18 protein-coding genes are annotated in these 19,862 nt (G+C 63.3%); 11 read left to right on the top strand and 7 right to left on the bottom strand.

The window, feature by feature from the left end:
* Positions 1-180: 180 nt before the first annotated feature.
* A complete protein-coding gene (gene ada, locus ACSQ17_RS13835; protein WP_436069271.1) occupies positions 181-1,218 on the bottom strand; it encodes a bifunctional DNA-binding transcriptional regulator/O6-methylguanine-DNA methyltransferase Ada in 1,038 nt (345 codons plus the stop codon).
* Between the two features lie 333 nt (positions 1,219-1,551).
* Here ada and ACSQ17_RS13840 point away from each other — a divergent pair, with 333 nt between their 5' ends.
* Positions 1,552-2,439, top strand: coding sequence for a PA4780 family RIO1-like protein kinase (locus tag ACSQ17_RS13840; protein ID WP_436069272.1), 888 nt, complete (start codon positions 1,552-1,554; stop codon positions 2,437-2,439).
* 161 nt (positions 2,440-2,600) lie between these two features.
* Here the strand turns inward: ACSQ17_RS13840 and ypfJ are convergent, their stop codons facing one another.
* Positions 2,601-3,473: a KPN_02809 family neutral zinc metallopeptidase gene (gene ypfJ / locus ACSQ17_RS13845; RefSeq protein ID WP_436069273.1), complete on the bottom strand. Its 873-nt coding sequence runs from the start codon at positions 3,471-3,473 to the stop codon at positions 2,601-2,603.
* A gap of 66 nt (positions 3,474-3,539) precedes the next feature.
* Positions 3,540-3,977 (bottom strand): DUF411 domain-containing protein, encoded by a 438-nt coding sequence (locus ACSQ17_RS13850; protein ID WP_436069274.1) that lies wholly within the window; start codon positions 3,975-3,977, stop codon positions 3,540-3,542.
* A 141-nt stretch (positions 3,978-4,118) separates the two neighbouring features.
* On the opposite strand from ACSQ17_RS13850, the gene ACSQ17_RS13855 reads away from it, so the two are divergent.
* Positions 4,119-4,505 carry a DUF4345 domain-containing protein gene (locus ACSQ17_RS13855; RefSeq protein ID WP_436069275.1) on the top strand — a complete coding sequence of 129 codons (387 nt, stop codon included), beginning with the start codon at positions 4,119-4,121 and terminating at the stop codon, positions 4,503-4,505.
* Positions 4,506-4,507: 2 nt separating this feature from the next.
* Here the strand turns inward: ACSQ17_RS13855 and trmA are convergent, their stop codons facing one another.
* Entirely contained in the window at positions 4,508-5,596 is a 1,089-nt protein-coding gene (gene trmA / locus ACSQ17_RS13860) for a tRNA (uridine(54)-C5)-methyltransferase TrmA (RefSeq protein WP_436069276.1), read from the bottom strand.
* A gap of 67 nt (positions 5,597-5,663) precedes the next feature.
* Positions 5,664-6,956, bottom strand: coding sequence for an NCS2 family permease (locus ACSQ17_RS13865; protein WP_436069277.1), 1,293 nt, complete (start codon positions 6,954-6,956; stop codon positions 5,664-5,666).
* Between the two features lie 185 nt (positions 6,957-7,141).
* On the opposite strand from ACSQ17_RS13865, the gene ACSQ17_RS13870 reads away from it, so the two are divergent.
* Positions 7,142-7,696, top strand: a complete 555-nt coding sequence (locus ACSQ17_RS13870; protein ID WP_436069278.1) for a DJ-1 family glyoxalase III — start codon at positions 7,142-7,144, stop codon at positions 7,694-7,696.
* Here the strand turns inward: ACSQ17_RS13870 and ACSQ17_RS13875 are convergent.
* The gene (locus ACSQ17_RS13875; RefSeq protein WP_436069279.1) at positions 7,693-8,919 is read right to left on the bottom strand and encodes an MFS transporter; all 1,227 of its coding nucleotides are present in this window, start codon (positions 8,917-8,919) and stop codon (positions 7,693-7,695) included. The genes ACSQ17_RS13870 and ACSQ17_RS13875 overlap by 4 nt on opposite strands.
* A 273-nt stretch (positions 8,920-9,192) precedes the next feature.
* Between ACSQ17_RS13875 and ACSQ17_RS13880 the strand changes: the two genes are divergently transcribed.
* The 8 genes from ACSQ17_RS13880 (at position 9,193) to ACSQ17_RS13915 (ending at position 18,314) form a co-directional block, all read left to right on the top strand.
* Positions 9,193-12,021 (top strand): xanthine dehydrogenase family protein molybdopterin-binding subunit, encoded by a 2,829-nt coding sequence (locus tag ACSQ17_RS13880; RefSeq protein WP_436069280.1) that lies wholly within the window; start codon positions 9,193-9,195, stop codon positions 12,019-12,021.
* Entirely contained in the window at positions 12,014-12,553 is a 540-nt protein-coding gene (locus ACSQ17_RS13885; RefSeq protein WP_436069281.1) for a (2Fe-2S)-binding protein, read from the top strand. Before ACSQ17_RS13880 ends, ACSQ17_RS13885 begins: the two co-directional genes overlap by 8 nt.
* A gap of 2 nt (positions 12,554-12,555) precedes the next feature.
* A complete protein-coding gene (locus ACSQ17_RS13890; RefSeq protein WP_436069282.1) occupies positions 12,556-13,764 on the top strand; it encodes a cytochrome c in 1,209 nt (402 codons plus the stop codon).
* A 16-nt stretch (positions 13,765-13,780) separates the two neighbouring features.
* Positions 13,781-14,752 carry an XdhC family protein gene (locus ACSQ17_RS13895; RefSeq protein ID WP_436069283.1) on the top strand — a complete coding sequence of 324 codons (972 nt, stop codon included), beginning with the start codon at positions 13,781-13,783 and terminating at the stop codon, positions 14,750-14,752.
* 1 nt (position 14,753) lies between these two features.
* Positions 14,754-15,326: a nucleotidyltransferase family protein gene (locus ACSQ17_RS13900; RefSeq protein ID WP_436069284.1), complete on the top strand. Its 573-nt coding sequence runs from the start codon at positions 14,754-14,756 to the stop codon at positions 15,324-15,326.
* 244 nt (positions 15,327-15,570) lie between these two features.
* The gene (locus ACSQ17_RS13905; protein ID WP_436069285.1) at positions 15,571-17,010 is read left to right on the top strand and encodes a cytochrome ubiquinol oxidase subunit I; all 1,440 of its coding nucleotides are present in this window, start codon (positions 15,571-15,573) and stop codon (positions 17,008-17,010) included.
* A gap of 2 nt (positions 17,011-17,012) precedes the next feature.
* Complete coding sequence (gene cydB, locus ACSQ17_RS13910) at positions 17,013-18,020, top strand: cytochrome d ubiquinol oxidase subunit II (protein WP_436069286.1); 1,008 nt, start codon at positions 17,013-17,015, stop codon at positions 18,018-18,020.
* A 150-nt stretch (positions 18,021-18,170) separates the two neighbouring features.
* On the top strand, positions 18,171-18,314 hold the full coding sequence (locus ACSQ17_RS13915) for a DUF2474 domain-containing protein (RefSeq protein WP_436069287.1): 144 nt from the start codon (positions 18,171-18,173) through the stop codon (positions 18,312-18,314).
* 66 nt (positions 18,315-18,380) lie between these two features.
* Here the strand turns inward: ACSQ17_RS13915 and ACSQ17_RS13920 are convergent, their stop codons facing one another.
* A complete protein-coding gene (locus ACSQ17_RS13920) occupies positions 18,381-19,505 on the bottom strand; it encodes a methyltransferase (protein WP_436069288.1) in 1,125 nt (374 codons plus the stop codon).
* Positions 19,506-19,862: the final 357 nt, after the last annotated feature.

The following is a 19,862-nucleotide window of genomic DNA, read 5'->3' on the forward strand; positions in this document are numbered from 1 at the left end:
CTCCGTGATTTGGAGCGGCCCACCGAGGTGGAGCCGCTCTTTTTTTATGCGCGTCATTTGATGACTTCGCGCTCTGTGGGAGGGGCTTTAGCCGCGACAGATGTTCGTGGCGCTACACGTCGCGGCTAAAGCCCCTCCCACCCAAACCTGGCATTCAACCGAACGTTCAGATCGACGCGGCTATTGCGCCTGGCTATCGGCTTCGCCCTCAAGCAGCGCCGCCTTGCGCGCCAGCCCCCAGCGATAACCACTGAGGCTGCCGTTGCTGGCGATTACCCGGTGGCAGGGCACCAACAGGCCCAGCGGGTTGCTGGCGCAGGCGCGGGCTACGGCGCGTGGATGGCTGCCCAGTTGCGCGGCCAGTTCGGCGTAATTGCGTGTCTGCCCCAGTGGAATCTGTTGCAGGGCGCGCCATACCTGTTGCTGAAATGCCGTGCCGCGAATATCCAGCGGCAGCTGGGTGGCGCGTTGTGGTTCGCGCAGCTGGGTTAGCACCTGACGCAAGGCTTCACCTAGACCCGTGTCATCCACACGCAGCTCGGCGGCGGCAAAGCGTTGCTGCAATTCGCCCCGCAGTGCGTCCGGTGCGTCGCCGAACAGCAGCGCGCAGATGCCCTTGGCGCTGCTGGCTAACAACAAGTGGCCGAGCGGGCAGGGTGCGATGCTGTAACGCAGCTGCTCACCCGCCGCCTGCTTGCGCCGTTGTGCCGGGCTGAGGGGCGTTGGCTGCTGATACAGCGCGCGGGTGCCGGAGTAGCCGGCGCTGAGTGCGGCATCCAGCACGCTGTCTGCCGTCGGCAGCTGTTGTTCCAGGCGCGCGCGCCGTTGCGCCGCCGTCCAGGCTTTCGGCGTCAACCCGGTGCGGGCCTTGAAGGCGCGCGTTAGATGCGAGGCGGACAGGCCGATGCGCGCGGCCAGCTGGGCAAGGGTCAGCGGTTGTTCACTGTTGCTGAGCGATTCACAGGCGGCCACCACCAGCGCATCCAACTGTTCGGCCGGGCTCTGGCCCTGTGGCGAGCAGCGTTTGCACGGGCGAAAGCCAGCCGCTGCTGCGGCGTCAGCGTCGATATAAAAACTGACGTTTTCCCGCCTGGGCCGACGCGCCGGGCAGTTGGGCCGGCAATAGACACCGGTGCTGCGTACGGCAAAGACGAAGCGCCCATCCTGAGCGGTATCGCGTGTGCAGACGGCCTGCCAGCAAAGGTCTGAGTCGAGCATGGGGCATCTCCTTGAGCATAAGCCGATTGTCAGCTGTGCTCGGACGTACTGCCAATCCATATCTGACTTTCAAATAGTTGGCTAAACAGAGCGCCATCAGGGCAACGGTTTTTGCCCTCTGCGACAGGCTGCGCGGCGACATACGGCTCATCGCCGTTGTCGATGCGCACCTTCCACAGGCGCAGCGTTCTGCGTGGCTGTGCGGCTTCTATCGAGGCTCGGCATTGCAGCTTTCGCGCGGATGCCCCGCCCCAGGGTGGGCGCTTGGCGCAGATTGCCGTATAACGGGCGGCAGAGTCGATTTAGGCAACACAGGATCCCTGATTAAAGCTGATGAAGACGCCAAAACGTATTGAGCCGCTGGTTGAGGCCGGGCTGGTCGATGAAGTGGTACGGCCACTGATGAGTGGCAAGGAAGCCGCCGTCTATGTGGTGCGCTGTGGTGATGAGCTGCGTTGTGCCAAGGTCTACAAGGAAGCCAACAAACGTGGCTTTCGCCAGGCCGCCGAGTATCAGGAGGGCCGCAAGACGCGTAACAGCCGTGACGCCCGCGCCATGGCCAAGGGCAGCAAGTACGGGCGCAAGGAGCAGGAAGAGGCCTGGCAGAACGCCGAAGTGGCGGCGCTGTTCCGTCTGGCCAATGCTGGTGTGCGGGTGCCCAAGCCTTATGACTTCCTCGAAGGCGTATTGTTGATGGAGATGATCGATGACGGCGAGGGCGATGCAGCTCCGCGCCTCAATGATGTCGATCTGCACCCGGACGACGCCCGCGAATTCCACGCCTTTATGATTCGTGAAGTGGTGAAGATGCTTTGCGCGGGTCTGGTGCATGGCGACCTGTCGGAATTCAACGTACTGCTTGATCCGGGTGGCCCGGTGATTATCGACCTACCGCAGGCGGTAGACGCCGCCGGCAACAACCATGCGTTCAAGATGCTGGAGCGCGATGTGCGCAACATGGCCGAATACTTCGGTCAGTTTGCCCCGGAATTGAAGTTCACCAAGTACGCCAAGGAAATGTGGGCGCTGTATGAAGCCGGTGAGCTGACCCCGGAAACCCCACTGACCGGTGAGTTCGATGATCCGGAAGAAGAGGCTGATATCGACGCGGTGATGCGTGAGATCAAGGCCGCACTGGCCGACGAAGCACGCCGTCAGGCGCTGCTGAATGCCGAGGACGAACCCAAGGGCGAAGAACCGCCGCCGCCCTGGGCACAATAAGCACAGCGTGTTGCTGATAAAAAATGCCGCTGACCCAATCAGGCCAGCGGCATTTTTTATGCTGATGTCTCAATCATGTGTTGTCAGAAACACCCCATGCGGGCGAACCATGGCTGGTGCGCACGGCGCACCCTACGAGGCGGCCTTCACCTCGGGGGCAGCTACAGCCGTGCGGCCTTGAAGGTGTCGCAGCGGCTGATATCACCCCCGGCGAAACCGCTCTTGAACCAGCGTACGCGTTGCTCCGATGTGCCATGGGTGAAGGAATCCGGTACCACCTGGCCGCGGGCCTGCTTCTGCAAGCGGTCATCGCCAATGGCGTTGGCAGCGTTTAGCGCCTCCTCGATATCGCCTGGCTCCAGCCAGTCGTGCCGGCGCTGTCCGTGATAGGCCCAGACGCCAGCCAGGCAGTCGGCTTGCAGCTCCTGACGCACCAGCAGGCCGTTGGCACCTTCCACCCGCTCGCCACGTTGGCGGGCGGCATTGACCTTGGCCGAGACGCCCAGCAGGGTCTGCACGTGGTGGCCGACCTCATGGGCAATCACGTAAGCCTGGGCAAAGTCGCCGGCGGCGCCAAAGCGCTGTTCCAGCTCGCGGAAGAACGCCAGGTCGATATAGACCCGCTGATCGCCGGGGCAGTAGAAGGGGCCGACCGCCGCGTTGGCGAAGCCGCAGGCGGAGTTCACCCCGCCGCGAAACAGCACCAGGGTGGGATCACGGTACTGGCGGTTGGCGCTCTGGAAAATGTCGCGCCAGGTGTCCTCGGTATCGCCCAGCACGGCGCGGACGAATTCCGATTGCTCGTCATTGGCTGGCGGGGCTGAGTGTTGCGGTGCGCTGACCGAGCCACCCTGCATGGCCTGGCCGGCCAGTTGCCCGAGGATCTGCATCGGATCCTGGCCGCTGAGCAGGCCGACGATCACCACGATGGCCACGCCGCCGAGGGTCAAGCCCTTGCCGCCGCCCATGCGCATGCCGCCGCTGCCGCGTGCATCCACCACGTTGTCACTGCGTCTTCCGCGTTTCCAGCGCATCGCTACCGTCCTCTGTGTGCCGATCCTGAGTGTTGCTGCTGTAGGCAGGCCTGGCCAGCCCAGCGGTCAGTTGGCCGAATACTGGTTGATCACCCGTTCCGCACCCTGTTTGTCCAGGCCAATGACCTGATAGGCATCGCGCACATTGCCGTATTCCATACCGGGCGAGCCGGCGGGCATGCCCGGTACTGCCGCACCAATCAGGTCAGGTCGCTGACGCAGTTTGAGGATGTCGGCGGCCGGTACATGACCTTCAACAAACTGGCCGTTGATCACGCCGGTATGGCAGGACGCCAGGCGCGGTGGAACCCCGAGGCGCTGTTTGACCGCACTCATATCGATTTCCACGTGATCGTTGACGGTAAAACCGTTGTCCTGCAAGTGGCTGATCCAGGCCTTGCAGCAACCGCAGTTGGCATCGCGGTGTACATCGATGGTCAAAGGTTCGGCGGCGAAACTCAGGTTGCTGAGCAGCAGCGCGGCAAGCACAGACAGCTGGCGCATGGGGGACTCCTGGCAGGTAAAGGCTGAGCATAGCGCCCGGCGACCTCGGACAACCACTGACGATTTCCGAATCAGCCTGGTGCGGCTTATGCTGCGTGCTCGATTTCTGGGCTTTCGCTTTGCAAGAAAAGGATGCTGTCCATGCTGTTTGCGCGCGTTGTACTGCTGATTCAACTGCTGGCGCTGGCCGGCCTGGGGTTGGCCTACTTTGTTCAGCCCCATGAAATGACCAACCTCAGCGGCATGTTGCTGATGTCACCGGCCGCCGCCACGGATATACGGGCCTACTATGGTGGCTTGCAACTGGGTCTGGCAGCGTTTATCGGCCTGTCGCTAAGCCGCCTCGATCTGACCCGCGCTGCGCTGACCCTGCTGGTGCTGCTCTACAGCGCCTTGGCCTTGGCGCGCATTGGCGGGTTGTGGCTCGATGGCGGAGCGCAGCAGACGTTCAATCTCTACGCGCTGCTGCTGGAAGTGGTGTCAGCGGGGCTGTGCTATTGGGCGCTGCGCGGCTTGCAACGTCTCTAGCCTTAACGGCGCTCCAGCAGCACACCCGACTCCATATGGTGGGTGTAGGGGAACTGGTCGAACAGCGCGCAGCGCGTCACCTTGTGGGTGTCGTTGAGCTGGGCGATGTTGGCGGCCAGGGTCTCCGGGTTGCAGGAGATGTACAGGATGCGCTCGAAGCGGCGGGTCAGCTCGCAGGTGTCCGGGTCCATGCCGGCACGTGGCGGGTCGACGAATACGCAGCCGAAGTCGTAACTCTTCAGGTCGATATCAACCAGGCGGCGGAACGGCCGCACCTCGTTCAGCGCTTCGGTCAGCTCTTCGGCGGACAGGCGCACCAGGCTGATGTTGTCCACGCCGTTGTCGGCCAGATTGGCCAGGGCGGCATTCACCGATGACTTGCTGATCTCGGTGGCCAGCACCTTGCGCACGCGGGTGGCCAGCGGCAGGGTGAAGTTGCCATTGCCGCAATACAGCTCCAGCAAGTCATCCTGGCGTTCGCCCAGCACCTCATAAGCCCAGCCGAGCATCTTCTGGTTCACTTCGCCGTTGGGCTGGGTAAACGCGCCTTCCGGCTGGCGATAACTGAAGGTGCGCCCGGCGACCTGCAGTTTTTCCTCGACATAATCCTTGCCGATAACGATACGTTTGCCCTTGGAGCGGCCGATGATGCTGACCTGCAGCTCGGCGGCGAGCTTCTCTGCCTCGGCCTGCCAGGCAGCGTCCAGCGGGCGGTGGTAGCACAGGGTAATCAATGCATCACCCGCCAGGGTGGTGAGGAACTCGACCTGAAACAGCTTGAAGCTCAGGGTGCTATTGGCCTGCCAGGCGGCCTTCAGGCGTGGCATCAGGGCGTTGATTTGCGCGCTGGCGATGGGGAAATCTTCGAAGAAGATTGGTGTGTGCTTGTCGCCGGCTTCGAACATCGCATAGTGGCGATCCTCGCCTTCGCGCCACAGGCGGAATTCGGCACGCAGGCGATAGTGCCCGCGCGGCGACTCGAATACCTCGGGCGCGGGCGCATCGAAGGGGGCCAACAGCTCGATCAGGCGCTGCTGCTTCTCCGCAAGTTGGGCGGCGTAGTTGGCGGGATCGAACTGGGAACGGCTCATGGATTACTCGCTAATCAGCGCTGGAGGCGCCCGCCTGCATAGCTGCTGGCGGGCGGTGTGAACGGGCTTAAGAGAACAGGCCGAGCTTGATCACGCAAAACACCGCGAGAATCACCAGCATCGGGTTCAGCTCGCGCCAGCGGCCGGCCAGGGTCTTGGCGGCGACCCAGGCGATAAAGCCGAAGGCAATGCCGGAGGCGATGGAGAAGGTCAGCGGCATGGCCAGGGCGGTGATCAGCACCGGTGCGGCGACGGTGATGTCTTCCCAGTCGATTTCGGCCATCCCGGCGGTCATCAGTACTGCGACGAACAGCAACGCTGGCGCGGTGGCGAAGGCCGGCACGCTGCCCGCCAGCGGGGCAAAGAACAGCGCCAACAGAAACAGCACGGCGACCACGCAGGCCGTCAGGCCGGTACGTCCGCCGGAGCTGACCCCAGCGGCCGATTCGATATAGCTGGTGGTGGTCGAGGTGCCCAGCAGCGAGCCGCCCATGGCAGCAGTGCTGTCGGCGATCAGCGCGCGGCCCATCTTCGGCATATGGCCGTCCTTGCGCATCAGCCCGGCCTTCTTGGCGACGGCGATCAGGGTGCCGGAGTTGTCGAACAGGTCGACGAACAGGAAGGCGAAGATCACGCTGATCAGACCAATGTCCAGCGCGCCCATGATGTCCAGTTGCAGGAAGGTCGGGGCCAGCGACGGCGGCATCGAGACCACGCCGCCAAACTGCGAAATGCCCAGCGCCATGCTGATCAGGGTAATCAGCAGAATGCCGATCAGTACCGCGCCGGTGACCTTGCGCGCCTCCAGACCGACGATCACGAAGAAACCGAGAATGGCCAGCAGTGCCTGGGGCTTGCTGAGGTCGCCCATGCCCACCAGCGTGGCCGGGTGGTCGACCACGATGCCAGCGCTTTGCAGGGCGATCAGGGCGAGGAACAGGCCGATACCGGCGGCAATCGCTGAGCGCAGCTCCAGGGGAATGCTGTTGATGATCCATTCGCGGATCTTGAAGATCGACAGCAGCAGGAACAGGCAGGCCGAGAGGAACACTGCGCCCAGCGCCACCTGCCAGGTGTGGCCCATGCCCAGCACCACGGTGTAGGTAAAGAAGGCGTTGAGGCCCATGCCTGGTGCCAGGGCGATTGGGTAGTTGGCGATCAGACCCATGATGGCCGAGCCGATGGCGGCGGCCAGGCAGGTGGCGACAAAGATCGCACCTTTATCCATGCCGGTTTCACCGAGGATGCTCGGGTTGACGAAGAGAATGTAGGCCATGGTCAGGAAGGTGGTCAGCCCTGCCAGACACTCGGTGCGCACCGTGGTGTTATGGGCTTTGAGTTGGAACAGTCTTTCCAGCATGTGGCACTCCCCGTGACGGCGCTCTTGCCGCGTTTATGCAAACCGAAAGCAAAGCACATTCACACCTGAGTGCATGTTTTTGCTGGCGATCTGGAAAAAGGCGCGCATCATATCAGCTCGTCCGGAAGGGGTGAATTTATGACCGCTCGGACAGTTTATGTACCTGATTTGCAAGGAGCTAAACGATGACTGCACGGGCCCTTATCAGCGTTGCCGATGGTGTTGAAGACCTCGAATGCGTAACCCTGATTGATGTACTGCGGCGTGCCGAGGTTGAAGTGGTAGTGGCCAGCATCGAGAGCCGGCGGATGATTACCTGCGCCCGTGGCACGCGCCTGACGGCCGACACCATGTTGGTCGACGTGTTGGCTCAGCCCTTCGATCTGATCGTGCTGCCCGGCGGCATGCCGGGCGCACAACACCTCGCCGAGCACGAACCGTTGGCCGAGCGGGTGCGTGAGCAGGCCAAGGCCGGCAAGCTGTTCGCGGCGATCTGCGCGGCGCCCGCCGTCGCCCTGCAACAGTACGGCGTGCTCCGGCAGCGGCGCATGACCTGCTACCCGGCCTTCAGTGATCGCCTCAGCGGCTGCGTGTTTGTCGATCAGCCAGTGGTGGTTGATGGCAACTGCATCACCAGTCAGGGCCCCGGTACCGCCCTGGCGTTCGCTCTGACCCTGGTCGAGCAGTTGTGTGGCAAGACCATGCGCAAGCAGGTCGCCGAGGCCATGCTGGTGAGCTAGTCGTTGCTCCGCTCGGCACCTTGCGGGTGCAGATGGTCACGCTTGGCCAGCTCGGGGAACAGGCGGACCCACAGGCCGGTGACCAGAATCGCCCCGACGCCGCCGATCAGCACCGCCGGTACGGGGCCGAACCAGGCAGCGCTAACCCCGGCGCGGAAATCCCCCAGCTGATTGGATGCACCGATAAACAGGCCGTTGACCGCGCCGACGCGGCCGCGCATTTCGTCCGGGGTTTGCAACTGCACGAAGGCGCCGCGGATCACCATGCTGATCATGTCCGCTGCGCCCAGCACCACCAGCGCTGCCAGGCTGAACCACAGTGAGGTGGACAGGCCGAAGCCGATGGTCGCCACGCCGAAGATCGCCACTGAAGTGAACATCACCGGGCCGACCCGTCGCTCGATGGGGAAGCGTGCCAGCCACAGTGACATCAACAGCGCACCCACCGCTGGCGCCGAGCGCAGCAGGCCGAGGCCCCAGGGCCCGGTGAGCAGAATGTCCTTGGCAAACACCGGCAGCAGCGCGGTGGCGCCGCTGAGCAGCACCGCCAGCATGTCCATCGACACCGCACCGAACACCGCAGGTCGGCTGCGAATAAAGCGAAACCCGGCCAGCAGGGACTCCAGCGAGACTTTCTGTTTAAGCGGCAGCTGGCGTGCCGGCAGGCTCAGCATCAGGCTCAAGGCACCGCCATACAGCAGCAGGGCCGGGCCATAGACCCAGTGCGTGCCGAGCGCATAGAGCAGGCCGCCCAGCGCTGGCGCGACAATGGTGGCGGCCTGCATGGCCGAGGCTGACGCGGCTACGGCAGCAGGAAACAGGCCGGGCGGCACGATATTCGGCAGCAGGGCCTGTGTCGTCGGCATCTCGAACGCGCGGGCGGTGCCGAGCAGGAAGGCGATCAGGAAGATCATTTCGCGGCTGATGCTGCCGGCGCTGCTGCCCAGCAGCAGGCCCAGGGCAATCAGCCCCTGCGCGCCCTGGCAGAGTGCCGCCACCTTGCGCCGGTCGAAGCGGTCGGCGACATGCCCGGTGAGCAGGATAAACAGGATCTTTGGCAGGAACTCGATCAGCCCGACCAGGCCCAGGTCGAGCACGTTACCGGTCAGTGCATACATCTGCCAGCCAATCGCCACGGTAATCATCTGGAAGCCACTGGCGGTGAACACCCGGGCGAACCAGAAGGCCAGGAATGGGCGCTGGTGACGTAAAAGCTGGGACATGGCCGAAACAACTCGCACGGCTAGCGGGAGGCGCAGCCTAGCATGCGCCCGCGTGGGCGGCACGGTGAAGCCCGCGTTAGAGGCGTAGAGATAAATTTATCTGACTTTGAAGGCAGGTTTTTATTCTGTTGTGGTAGTGACTTGGGTAGAATCTGACTTTCAGGTCAATAATTCTGTCGTCTACGCTGATTATGCTCCGTGCTTGTAAGCGGCGCGCCTGTCTCTCTTTTGTTCACGCAAATGGCCAGGCTGCTCTGGCCCCGAGGAACGGACATGTCCACTCCTGAGTTGTCCCGCCGCGCCTTTCTGCAAGGCAGCGTTATCGCCGGTATCGGCATCAGTTTCGCCCCGCTGGGCAGCAAGGCGTTTGCCGCCTTGTTCGAGGAGCGTGTAACCGCCATGCCGCAGCCCTGGTACAACGCCAGTGGCAAGGCCGTAGCGCGCATCGATGGGGTCTCCAAGGTGGTCGGTGGCAAGGTGTTTGCCCGCGATATCCGTGCCAAGGACATGCCCGGCTGGCCGCAGCATCAAGGCCATGCGCTGTTGCTCAAGGCCACGCGTACCGAGCAGCTGTACCAGGGCTTCGACCTGTCGGTGCTGCCAGCCGAGTTTCAGCCGCAACGTGTAGTGACCGCCAGTGACCTGGTTAAAGACGGCATCGCCTTCCCCGATGGCCACAACCTTGATCCGCTGCTGCCCGAAGGCCAGGTGCCGATGTTTATCGGCCACCCGGTGGCGCTGCTGATCTGGCATGACTTCGAGCGCTATCGTCAGGCCAAGAACATCCTCAAGTTCAACGACAAGGTGATCCGCTATGGCGCTGCCGCGCCGGCGTTCCAGAGCGACCCCTACGGCAGTTTCCGCTTTGTGCGCGTCGGCGGCAGTACACCGTTCGAGCCGGACACCTTTTCCAGCCTTAAGGACAGCATGCTGTTTCCGCTGATCCACAACCGCAAGCCGGCCTGGGGCGAAGGCAAGGTCAGCGGCGACCTGACGCAGCAGGGCCTGTATCACGCCGAGCAGATGCTCAAGCAGTTGGAGACACCACCGGACGACTGGCTGGTGTTCGACGAGCGCTTCAAGACCCAGTCCATCGAGCCGGCCGCGCTGGAAGCCGACAACGGCAACGGCTGGTACGACGCCGCCACTGGCACCCTGCATTTTGTGGTCGCCACCCAGTGCCCATTCGAAGTGGCCGAGCAGTGCGCGCATATGCTCGCGCCATCCAAGTTCGGCGTGAAAAAGCTCAGCATGCATCCTGGCTACACCGTCGGTTACGGCTCCAAGGACAACAATATCTTCGTGTTCTACGCCGCCCTCGCGGCCATGTACGGCGACGGAGTGCCCGTGCGCCTGGCCAATGACCGCTACGAGCAGTTCCAGAGCGGCATCAAGCGCCATCCCTTCGACATGCATTACCAGTTGGCGGTGAATAAGCAGGATCACAGCTTCCAGATCTTCCGTGCGCATATGGATGTCGATGGTGGCGGTCGCGCCAACTACAGCGCCTCGGTGGCGGCAGTCGGTGCCACGGCGGCGCAGTCGATCTACTACCTGCCGCGCAGCGACCTGGCGGCCACCGCCTACTATTCGCGTGGTGTGGAAGCCGGCTCGATGCGCGGTTACGGCACCCTGCAGACCATGGCCGCCACCGAGATGATGGTGGACGAAGTGGCCGAGCGACTGAACCTCGATGCCATCGAGCTGCGCAAGAAAAACGTGTTCCAGTCCGGCATGAAGAACACCCAGGGGGCGATCCCGGCCGGTGCCCTGCGTCTCGACGAGATCCTCGACAAGGCCGCGCAGCACGAGATCTGGAAGGATCGCGTGGCGCGCAAGCAGCGCTTCGATGCCGAAGACCCGGACAACCTTTACGGCGTCGGCTTTGCCATCTGCCAGAAGGATTTCGGCACCGGCTCCGAAGCGCCGATGGCCAGCCTGGAGTTCAGTGTGGACGGGCGCGTCAGCCTGCGCCAGATCGCCATCGACATGGGCACCGGCATGGCCACCTCGCAGGCTCTGTTGGTCGCCGACTACCTCGGTCAGCCCGCCGATGAAATCAAAACCGGCGAAACCGAGTGGAGCGAGCTGGCGCTGACCACCAGTGGCAACCCCTACATGATCAGCCAGGCCGAGCAGGACGCCGCGCTGCGCAACCCGCGCTGGGTCGGCAAGCTGGCCTCGCCGTCGTCGGCGACCAACTCCTCCTACTACACCGGACACGCCACCCGTGAAGCCGCGCGCCTGCTGTTTATCCACGGCCTGTGGCCAGCAGCCCTGGCCATCTGGGGGCGCGGTGAGCACGGCGAGTTGGCCAACCCTTATGTAGTGCGCCGCGAGAACGCGCACTGGGTCGAGGGAAAACTGACCGCCGATGGCATGCCGCCGATTCCGTTCAAACTGCTGGCGCACAAGGCCCATGAGCTGGGATTGGTCACCGGTATCAGCGTGCATGGTTTCAACCGCTGGAGCTGGGCCGAGGGCGAGTTCGAGATCAACGGCCAGCGCGAGCGTGTGCCGCTGGATGCCATTGCGGTGAAATACGGCGACGGCGCAGCTGCGGCGCAAAAAACACTGATGAACCGCAACGGCTTCCACCTGCTCGATCGCGTCAGCATCAAGTACCCGGTCACCCAGCTGAACAACGCGATGGTCACCTACTACAGCCCGGTGGCCACCCTGGTCGAGGTCAAGGTCAACAAGGGCAGCGGCGAGGCGCGGGTGATCAACCATCACTCCTGGCTCGAATGCGGCCGGGTGATTGTCGAGGAACTGGTGCTCGGCCAGCTCGAAGGCGGCATCGCCATGGGTATCGGCCATGCGCTGCTGGAGGAAATGCCGCTGTATGAAGGCGGCCCCGGCGACGGCACCTGGAACTTCAACCGCTATCAACTGCCGCGCGCCAAGGATTGCGCGGTGTGGTCGCAAAGCGCGGAGATTCTGCCGCCGCTGTCGCCCAGTGACCCGGCCAAGGGCATCGCCGAAGTGGTGATGATTCCGGTGGTCGGCGCCATCGTCAACGCCGTGGCCCACGCCACCGGCAAGCGCCTGCGCGACCTTCCCCTGACTCCGGCCCGTATCAAGGAGGCCCTCCATGGCTAAGCGCCTGCTCAGCATGATTATCAACAGCCAGGCGGTCGGCCCGATGGAAGTGGCCGACGACTTGATGATGATCGACTTTCTTCACGAATACCTGAACCTCACCGGCTCACGCCTGGGCTGCGGCCAGGGCGTATGCCACGCCTGTGTGGCGATCCTCGACAAGCCCGACGGCACCAGCGAAGAAATCCGCACCTGCATCACCGGCGCACATTTCTTCGACGGCAAGCGCATCCGCACCATCGAGGGCCACGCCAAGCGTGACGCCCAGGGTGAGGTCAGCCAGCTCAACCCGATTCAGCAGCAGTTCGTCGACACGTTCGCCTTCCAGTGCAGCTACTGCACCCCGGGCTATGTCAACGCCGCCACCGTGCTGGTGGAAAAACTCCAGCGTCAGCCGGTCAAGCGCAGCGAGCTGGAAGGCGAGATCGAAGACGCCCTGGGCAAGCACATCTGCCGTTGCACTGGCTACGTGCGCTACTACAGCGCCGCGCGCGATGTGGTTGAGTCCCTCGGCCTGGTCAAGGAAGGTTAAGCATGAAGAACATTCTGATTGCTGCCGCCCTGTTGCTGCCGTTGGCCGCCCAGGCGGCGGATAAGCAACTGATCGAGCGCGGCAAGTACCTGGCGCGCGCCGCCGACTGTGTGGCCTGCCACAGCGTCGAAGGCGGCGCCGAGTACGCCGGCGGCCTGCCGCTGGAATCGCCGTTCGGCACTATCTACGGCACCAATATCACCCCGGACAAGCAGTACGGCATCGGTGAGTACAGCGCCGATGATTTCTACCGCGCGGTGGCCGAAGGTGAACGGCGTGATGGCAGCAAGCTCTATCCGGCCATGCCGTACACCTCCTATCACCTGCTCAAGCGCGAAGACTCCGACGCCATCTACGCCTACCTGATGAGTCTGGAGCCGATCGCCAAACCCAGCCCGCAAACCAGCCTGAGCTTCCCGTTCAATGTGCGCTTCGGCCTGGGCTTCTGGAACATGCTCTACAAGAATCGCGTGCAACTGCTGCCGGCTGAAGGCAAAAGCGAGACCTGGCAGCGCGGTCAGTACCTGGTCGAGGCCCTGGGCCACTGCGGCGAATGCCACACGCCGCGCAATGCTCTCGGCGCGTTGCAACAGGATCAACGGCTGCAGGGCGGTGTGCTGCTCGGTTACGAGGCCCCCAGCCTGCTCGCCGAGGACCTGGCCGAGCGCGGCTGGAGCACCGACGACCTGGCGACCTTCCTCAAACACGGCATCAGCGCCCAGGGCTCGATGTTCAACGAGATGTACCCGGTGCTGCACCACAGCACCCAGTACCTGCCGCTGGACGACCACAAGGCCATGGCCACCTACCTGCTCGGCGATCAGCCGCCTGCGCCGCGCAAGGTCAGCGCGGTGGCCTTCGAACAACTCGATGACAGCGCCCAGCAGGGCCGCCAGCATTACCTCAACCTCTGCGCCGGGTGCCATGGCGTGGTGGGCGAGGGCGTGCCGCATGTGGCTGTGGCGATGGACGGCAACACCACCCTGCGTCTGAACGATGCGCGCAACCTGTTGCGGGTGATCGATGACGGCATCAAGGAGCAGCAGTTCACCGGTTTCGAGCGCATGCAGCCGATGCCGGGCTTCAGCGACAAGCTGGACGACGGGCAGCTGCGCGATCTGCTGCATTACCTGCGCCAGACCTGGGGCGGCCAGGCGGCCGAGCTGAGCCCGCAGCAGGTCAGCCAGTTGCGCAGCGAGAAAGGCCATTGAGGACGGGTGAACTCTGATGCAACACCTTGACCTGCTGGTGGTGCGCCAGGCGCTGCAGTGGTCCGCCGCAGGGCAGCGCGTGTGGCTGTGTACGGTGCTGAGCACTTATGGCTCGGCACCGCGCGCGCCGGGTTCGCTGCTGGCTGCCACGGCGCAGGGCGAATGGATCGGCTCGTTGTCCGGTGGTTGCGTCGAGGATGATTTTCTCGAGCGCCTGGCCGCAGGTGCCTTTCCTGAACCTGTGCACCTGGTGCGCTACGGCGATGGCAGCGACCCGCGCTCGCAGATCAGCCTGCCCTGCGGCGGTGTGCTGGACGTGCTGGTGGAAAACCTGCCGGCCGACTGCGCGGTACAGGCTCATCTGCGTGAGCTGGAAAGCGCCTTGGCGGGCCAGCGCCGGCTGATCCGTGACGTGGCGCTGCCCAGCGGTGAGCGCCGTTTGCTGGCTGACAACACGCAGGGGCCAAGAGTTGAGCGTCAGTCGAATCGGCTGCGTGTGCGCGTTGGCGCGGCCCAGCGCTTGCTGCTGGCCGGTTACTCCTCGGTGGCGCAGGTCTGCGCGCAGTTTGCTCAAGGTTTGGGCTTCGAGGTGGTGCTCTGCGACCCGCGCGAGGAGGTGCTGCAAGGTGTCGAGTTGCCGGGGGTGGAGATCCGTCGCGAGCTGCCATCGGAGGTGATCCGCCGTGGCGGCTGCCATGCCGATACGGCCGTAGTGGCGCTGACCCATGATCCGCGTATCGATGATCTGGCGATGATCGAAGCGGTGCGCACCGAGGCTTTTTATATCGGCGTGATGGGCTCGCGACTGACCAGCGCCAAACGCTTCGAACGCCTGCGCCGGGTGGGTGGCCTGGATGATGCTGCGCTTGCGCGGATCATCGCGCCGATTGGCCTCAACCTGGGCAGCAAGACCCCAGCAGAAATCGCCCTGGCGGTGTTGGCCGATATCCTGCGGGTGCGCAACGGCCTGGCGCGGGATGCGCTCTAGCATGCCGCGCGTCGTGGCCCTGTTATTGGCGGCCGGTCGCGGTCGGCGCTTCGGCAGCGACAAGCGCCTGGCCCGTTTGCCGGACGGACGCGGCCTGCTGGCGGCCAGTGCCGAACGGGCGTTGCAGGTGTTCGCTGAGGTGCATGTGCTGCTGCGCGACGAAGACGATGCGCAGGCGTTGGGGCTGCCGGCGGCGTGCCGGGTTATCCGTTGCCGTGACGCCGATCAGGGCATGGGCCACAGCCTGGCGGCTGGCATACGCGCCCTGGCCGTGCAGGATGCCGATGCCATCGCCGTGCTGCTCGGCGACATGCCCTGGGTGGCCGCCGACAGCCTGTGGCAACTGTGCCAGCAGGCCGCAGCCGAGCGCATCGTTTATCCGCTATATGACGGTCAACGCGGACATCCGGTGTTGTTTGGTCGTGTCTTCTGGCCGCAACTGCAAGCCTTACGCGGTGATGAAGGTGCGCGCGTGTTGCTGCAGGCGCAGGCCGCTGCGTGCCAGGGCGTTGCGCTGGCCGATCCGGGTGTGCTCCTCGATGTTGATCGGCCGCAGGCGCTATCTGCTGTCTAGGCGGCCATCCTTGGCAGTGTGGCAGCCCGTCGCGTGACAATCGACCACAGCTGAACTTGGTGCGCCAAGCGCTACTCTCTGTATATCTCTTGACCCGCATCAACACTGAGTGTGCGTGGTTATGCAGGGCGCTTGACCCTGTGCGATGGCTAGCCAACCCAGAACAATAATCCCCCGACTGATTGCTTGTGACTGGCATGTGCGCCCGTGGCCGTGCCCCGTATCACCTGACTGAGGAAACGCCATGTTTGGATTGGAGGCTCTCGACCTCGCCCGAATCCAGTTCGCCTTTACCATCTCCTTTCACATCATCTTTCCGGCCATCACCATTGGTCTGGCCAGTTACCTGGCGGTGCTTGAAGGCTTGTGGCTGAAGACGGGTGAGGAGGTGTACCGCGACCTGTATCACTTCTGGTCGAAGATTTTTGCGGTCAACTTCGGCATGGGCGTGGTTTCCGGCCTGGTCATGGCCTATCAGTTCGGCACCAACTGGAGCGCGTTTTCCGACTTTGCCGGAGCGGTCACCGGCCCGCTGCTGACCTATGAAGTGCTTACCGCGTTCTTCCTCGAAGCGGGTTTTCTCGGCGTCATGCTGTTCGGCTGGAACCGCGTCGGCCCGGGCCTGCACTTCTTCTCCACGGTGATGGTGGCGGTCGGTACGCTGATCTCGACCTTCTGGATTCTCGCCTCCAACAGCTGGATGCACACCCCGCAGGGCTTCGAAATCATCGACGGTCGGGTGATTCCGGTGGACTGGTTTGCCGTGGTGTTCAACCCCTCATTCCCGTATCGCTTGCTGCACATGGCGACGGCAGCGTTCCTGGCTACCGCGTTCTTTGTCGGTGCGTCGGCGGCCTGGCACCTGCTGCGCGGCCGCGACAATCCGGCGATCCGCAAGATGCTGTCGATGGCCATGTGGATGGCGTTGATTGTCGCCCCGATCCAGGCAGTGATTGGCGACTTCCACGGTCTGAATACCCTCAAGTATCAGCCGGCGAAGATCGCTGCCATCGAAGGCCACTGGGAAAACCACGGCGACGAGCCGACCCCGCTGATTCTGTTCGGTTGGCCGGATATGCAGCGTGAAGAAACCCGCTTCAAAATCGAGATTCCGGCCCTCGGCAGCCTGATCCTGACCCACAGCCTGGACAAGCAGGTGCCGGCGCTCAAAGAGTTCGCCAAGGAAGATCGGCCTAACTCGACCATCGTGTTCTGGACCTTCCGGGTCATGGTCGGCATCGGCATGCTGATGATCCTCACCGGTCTCTGGGGCCTGTGGTTACGCAGCCGCGGCAAACTGTTTCAAAGCCGGCCGTTCCTGCATCTGGCGGTGTGGATGGGGCCGTCGGGGATCATCGCGATTCTCGCCGGCTGGTACACCACTGAGATCGGCCGTCAGCCCTGGATCATCCAGGGTCTGATGCGCACCGCCGATGCCTCGTCCGGACACAGTTTTGCGCAGATGAGCCTGACCCTGATCCTGTTTGTGGTGGTGTATTTCGCCCTGTTTGGCGCCGGCATTGGCTACATGATGCGCCTGGTGCGCAAGGGCCCGATCACCGACGAAGGCAAGGAAACCGCCGAAGGCGGCCCAGGCCAGAAACGCACGCCGTCGCGTCCGCTGTCTGCGCCTGAAGAGGGCCTGGAAGAAGGCGAAACTGATTCGCTGGCTGAGAGGAATTAAACATGGGTATTGATCTCTCGCTGATCTGGGCTGTGATCATCGCCTTCGGGGTGATGATGTATGTGGTTATGGACGGCTTCGATCTGGGCATCGGCATACTGTTTCCCTTCGTTAAAAGCGAAGGCGAACGTGATGTGATGATGAACACCGTGGCGCCGGTCTGGGACGGTAACGAAACCTGGCTGGTGCTCGGCGGTGCAGCGCTGTTCGGGGCTTTCCCGCTGGCCTACGCGGTGGTGCTCAGCGCGCTGTACCTGCCGCTGATCTTTATGCTGCTGGGGCTGATCTTTCGCGGTGTGGCCTTTGAGTTCCGCTTCAAGGCCAAGGCCGCCAAACGGCATATCTGGGACAAGGCATTTATCGGCGGCTCGTTGACCGCGACCTTCTTCCAGGGCGTGGCACTGGGTGCCTATATCGATGGCTTCAAGGTGGTTGACCGGGTGTATGTCGGCGGCGCACTGGACTGGCTGACGCCGTTCTCGCTGTTCTGCGGTCTGGCGCTGATCGCCGCCTACGCCTTGCTCGGCTGCACCTGGCTGATCATGAAGACCGAAGGCCGTCTGCAACAGCAGATGCACGACCTGGCGCGGCCGCTGGTGTTCGTCCTGCTTGGGGTCACCGGCATCGTCAGCCTGTGGACGCCACTGGCGCATGCCGACATCGCCGAGCGCTGGTTCAGCCTGCCGAATATCTTCTGGTTTATGCCGGTGCCGCTGCTGGTGCTGCTGTGCACCTGGGCGCTGCTGCGCGCGGTGGCACGCAACGCCAACTACTCACCGTTTCTGCTGACCCTGACGCTGATCTTTCTCGGTTACAGCGGCCTCGGCATCAGTCTGTGGCCAAATATCATCCCGCCGTCGATCAGCATCTGGGGCGCCGCCGCACCGCCGCAGAGCCAGGGTTTTATCCTGGTCGGGGCGCTGTTCATCATCCCCTTTATCCTGATGTACACCGCCTGGAGCTATTACGTGTTTCGCGGCAAGGTCACCGAAGAAGATGGCTACCACTGAGGCTCGGCTCCGGTCTGCTGCGCGTCGGCCCTGCGGCGTTAAAAACAGGCTCGGAATGCTCATGTACAAAAGTACACTCCGCTTCCTCGCCTGTTTTTGCCTTGCAGGACTCTAGCTCGCGAGACCTCAGGTCAGTTATGAGGACGCAAAATGAGTGATATAGAAGAGAAAAAGCCGCTGTGGCAGCGACTCGGCTGGCTGGTAGCAATCTGGGCTGGCAGTGTGCTGGCCTTGGGCGCGGTGTCCTATCTGCTGCGCCTGTTTATGCAGGCGGCCGGGATGGGCATACCGTAGGGTGCGCCGTTCGCACCGCCCAGGTTTGTAGGCTTTAGGTGCGCGCAGCGCACCCTACGAATTTGCTTACTTGATTGCCTTGAGCACCACAAACTTCGGCGTCGCGGCCACCTGTTCGACGCCACGGAACAGCCGTTTCAGCTTGGCGTGGTAACCCAGGTGGCGGTTGCCGACGATCCACAGCTCGCCGCCGGTTACCAGCGCTGCGCGGGCCTGCTGGAACATGCGCCAGGCGAGAAAGTCGCCGACCACCTGTTGCTGGTGGAACGGCGGGTTGCACAGCACCAGATCCAGTGAATCCTCTGCTTGTTCGGCCAGGCCATCGCCAGCGCGAATCTCGACCGGGCGTTCGCCCAGCGCCGCACGCCAGTTTTCTTCGGCCGATTGCACCGCCATATACGACTCATCCACCAGCGTCAGCTCGGCCTGCGGGCTGCCCAGCGCATAGGCGATGCCGAGCACGCCGTTGCCGCAACCGAGGTCAGCCACACGCATGCGGCTGAGGTGTTTGGGCAGGTGAGGCAGGAAGGCGCGGGTGCCGATATCCAGGTCTTCACGGCAGAACAGGTTGGCGTGATTAAGCAACTCGATAGCCGGCTTTTCCAGGCGATAGCGCGTCGGGTAAGGCGATACGGGCGCGGGTTTGGGCTCTGGTGTGGCAAACAGCAGGCGAGCTTTTTTCACCGCCAGCGAGGCCTGCACCGGGCCGATGTACTTTTCCAGCAGGTCGCCGGCGGCGCGTGGCAGGTGCTTGACCATCGCTGCGGCAATCACCTGCACGTTTGGGGCGAGCTGGCCGTGCAGGCGAATCAGCTGTTCTTCCAACAGCGCCAGGGTCTTGGGTACGCGGATCAGTACCACATCGAATGGCCCCTGGGCGACTGCGCTGGCCGGTACAAACGTCACGGCATCCGCCGGCAACTGATTGCGTTGCAGGTTGATCTGCAAGCCCAGATAGCCGAGGTGCGAGTCGCCGCTGCTGGTCACGTGCGCCTGGCCCGCCAGGCTGATGGCCAGGGCGCCGAAGCTGTCATTCAGTACCAATACCCGCGCGCCGTCCGACAGCCCGTGTTCATGCAGGTGGTTGAGCAGGTATTCGTCGGCGGCATCGAAGGCCTGCAGCGGCTCGTTGGGCTGGTCGGGTTGGCGAAGCAGGTCGAGCTGGGCAAACGAGGTGCTGAGCAGGGGCATGTATCACTCGGGTGGCAGGCCGCAAGGGCGCGATAAAAAGTGCAGTTGGTCGCTATTGTCAGTGCAAGCGCCGGAAAAGTCTCGGAACTGAGAGCTGGTTCAGCAAATCGCGGTTGTGCCACGCACGGCTTTACCGAAAAATGCCGCCCCCTTGCGGATCTGCTCAGTCGCCTCTGATACCCGTCAGTCAGCAAGCATGAGTCAGCAAGGTCGGCATTCGAATAATAACCAGGCCCCGAGCGATACGCCCGGCTGCGATCTGGTAGCGCCTGATGATCAGCCGCGTACAGGTTTCCTGTCACGCGGTCTGCGTTCATAGCCCACATTCCCAAACTCTCAATGAGGCCTGCCCATGCA

The sequence above is a fragment of the Pseudomonas sp. LjRoot71 genome, from assembly GCF_964253255.1.
Taxonomy (GTDB): domain Bacteria; phylum Pseudomonadota; class Gammaproteobacteria; order Pseudomonadales; family Pseudomonadaceae; genus Aquipseudomonas.

What these genes read in the sequence shown, in the direction of transcription:
- ada (WP_436069271.1), bottom strand. Translation starts at nt 1,218, where the DNA reads ATGCTCGACTCAGACCTTTGCTGGCAGGCCGTCTGCACACGCGATACC.
- ACSQ17_RS13840 (WP_436069272.1), top strand. Translation starts at nt 1,552, where the DNA reads ATGAAGACGCCAAAACGTATTGAGCCGCTGGTTGAGGCCGGGCTGGTC.
- ypfJ (WP_436069273.1), bottom strand. Translation starts at nt 3,473, where the DNA reads ATGCGCTGGAAACGCGGAAGACGCAGTGACAACGTGGTGGATGCACGC.
- ACSQ17_RS13850 (WP_436069274.1), bottom strand. Translation starts at nt 3,977, where the DNA reads ATGCGCCAGCTGTCTGTGCTTGCCGCGCTGCTGCTCAGCAACCTGAGT.
- ACSQ17_RS13855 (WP_436069275.1), top strand. Translation starts at nt 4,119, where the DNA reads ATGCTGTTTGCGCGCGTTGTACTGCTGATTCAACTGCTGGCGCTGGCC.
- trmA (WP_436069276.1), bottom strand. Translation starts at nt 5,596, where the DNA reads ATGAGCCGTTCCCAGTTCGATCCCGCCAACTACGCCGCCCAACTTGCG.
- ACSQ17_RS13865 (WP_436069277.1), bottom strand. Translation starts at nt 6,956, where the DNA reads ATGCTGGAAAGACTGTTCCAACTCAAAGCCCATAACACCACGGTGCGC.
- ACSQ17_RS13870 (WP_436069278.1), top strand. Translation starts at nt 7,142, where the DNA reads ATGACTGCACGGGCCCTTATCAGCGTTGCCGATGGTGTTGAAGACCTC.
- ACSQ17_RS13875 (WP_436069279.1), bottom strand. Translation starts at nt 8,919, where the DNA reads ATGTCCCAGCTTTTACGTCACCAGCGCCCATTCCTGGCCTTCTGGTTC.
- ACSQ17_RS13880 (WP_436069280.1), top strand. Translation starts at nt 9,193, where the DNA reads ATGTCCACTCCTGAGTTGTCCCGCCGCGCCTTTCTGCAAGGCAGCGTT.
- ACSQ17_RS13885 (WP_436069281.1), top strand. Translation starts at nt 12,014, where the DNA reads ATGGCTAAGCGCCTGCTCAGCATGATTATCAACAGCCAGGCGGTCGGC.
- ACSQ17_RS13890 (WP_436069282.1), top strand. Translation starts at nt 12,556, where the DNA reads ATGAAGAACATTCTGATTGCTGCCGCCCTGTTGCTGCCGTTGGCCGCC.
- ACSQ17_RS13895 (WP_436069283.1), top strand. Translation starts at nt 13,781, where the DNA reads ATGCAACACCTTGACCTGCTGGTGGTGCGCCAGGCGCTGCAGTGGTCC.
- ACSQ17_RS13900 (WP_436069284.1), top strand. Translation starts at nt 14,754, where the DNA reads ATGCCGCGCGTCGTGGCCCTGTTATTGGCGGCCGGTCGCGGTCGGCGC.
- ACSQ17_RS13905 (WP_436069285.1), top strand. Translation starts at nt 15,571, where the DNA reads ATGTTTGGATTGGAGGCTCTCGACCTCGCCCGAATCCAGTTCGCCTTT.
- cydB (WP_436069286.1), top strand. Translation starts at nt 17,013, where the DNA reads ATGGGTATTGATCTCTCGCTGATCTGGGCTGTGATCATCGCCTTCGGG.
- ACSQ17_RS13915 (WP_436069287.1), top strand. Translation starts at nt 18,171, where the DNA reads ATGAGTGATATAGAAGAGAAAAAGCCGCTGTGGCAGCGACTCGGCTGG.
- ACSQ17_RS13920 (WP_436069288.1), bottom strand. Translation starts at nt 19,505, where the DNA reads ATGCCCCTGCTCAGCACCTCGTTTGCCCAGCTCGACCTGCTTCGCCAA.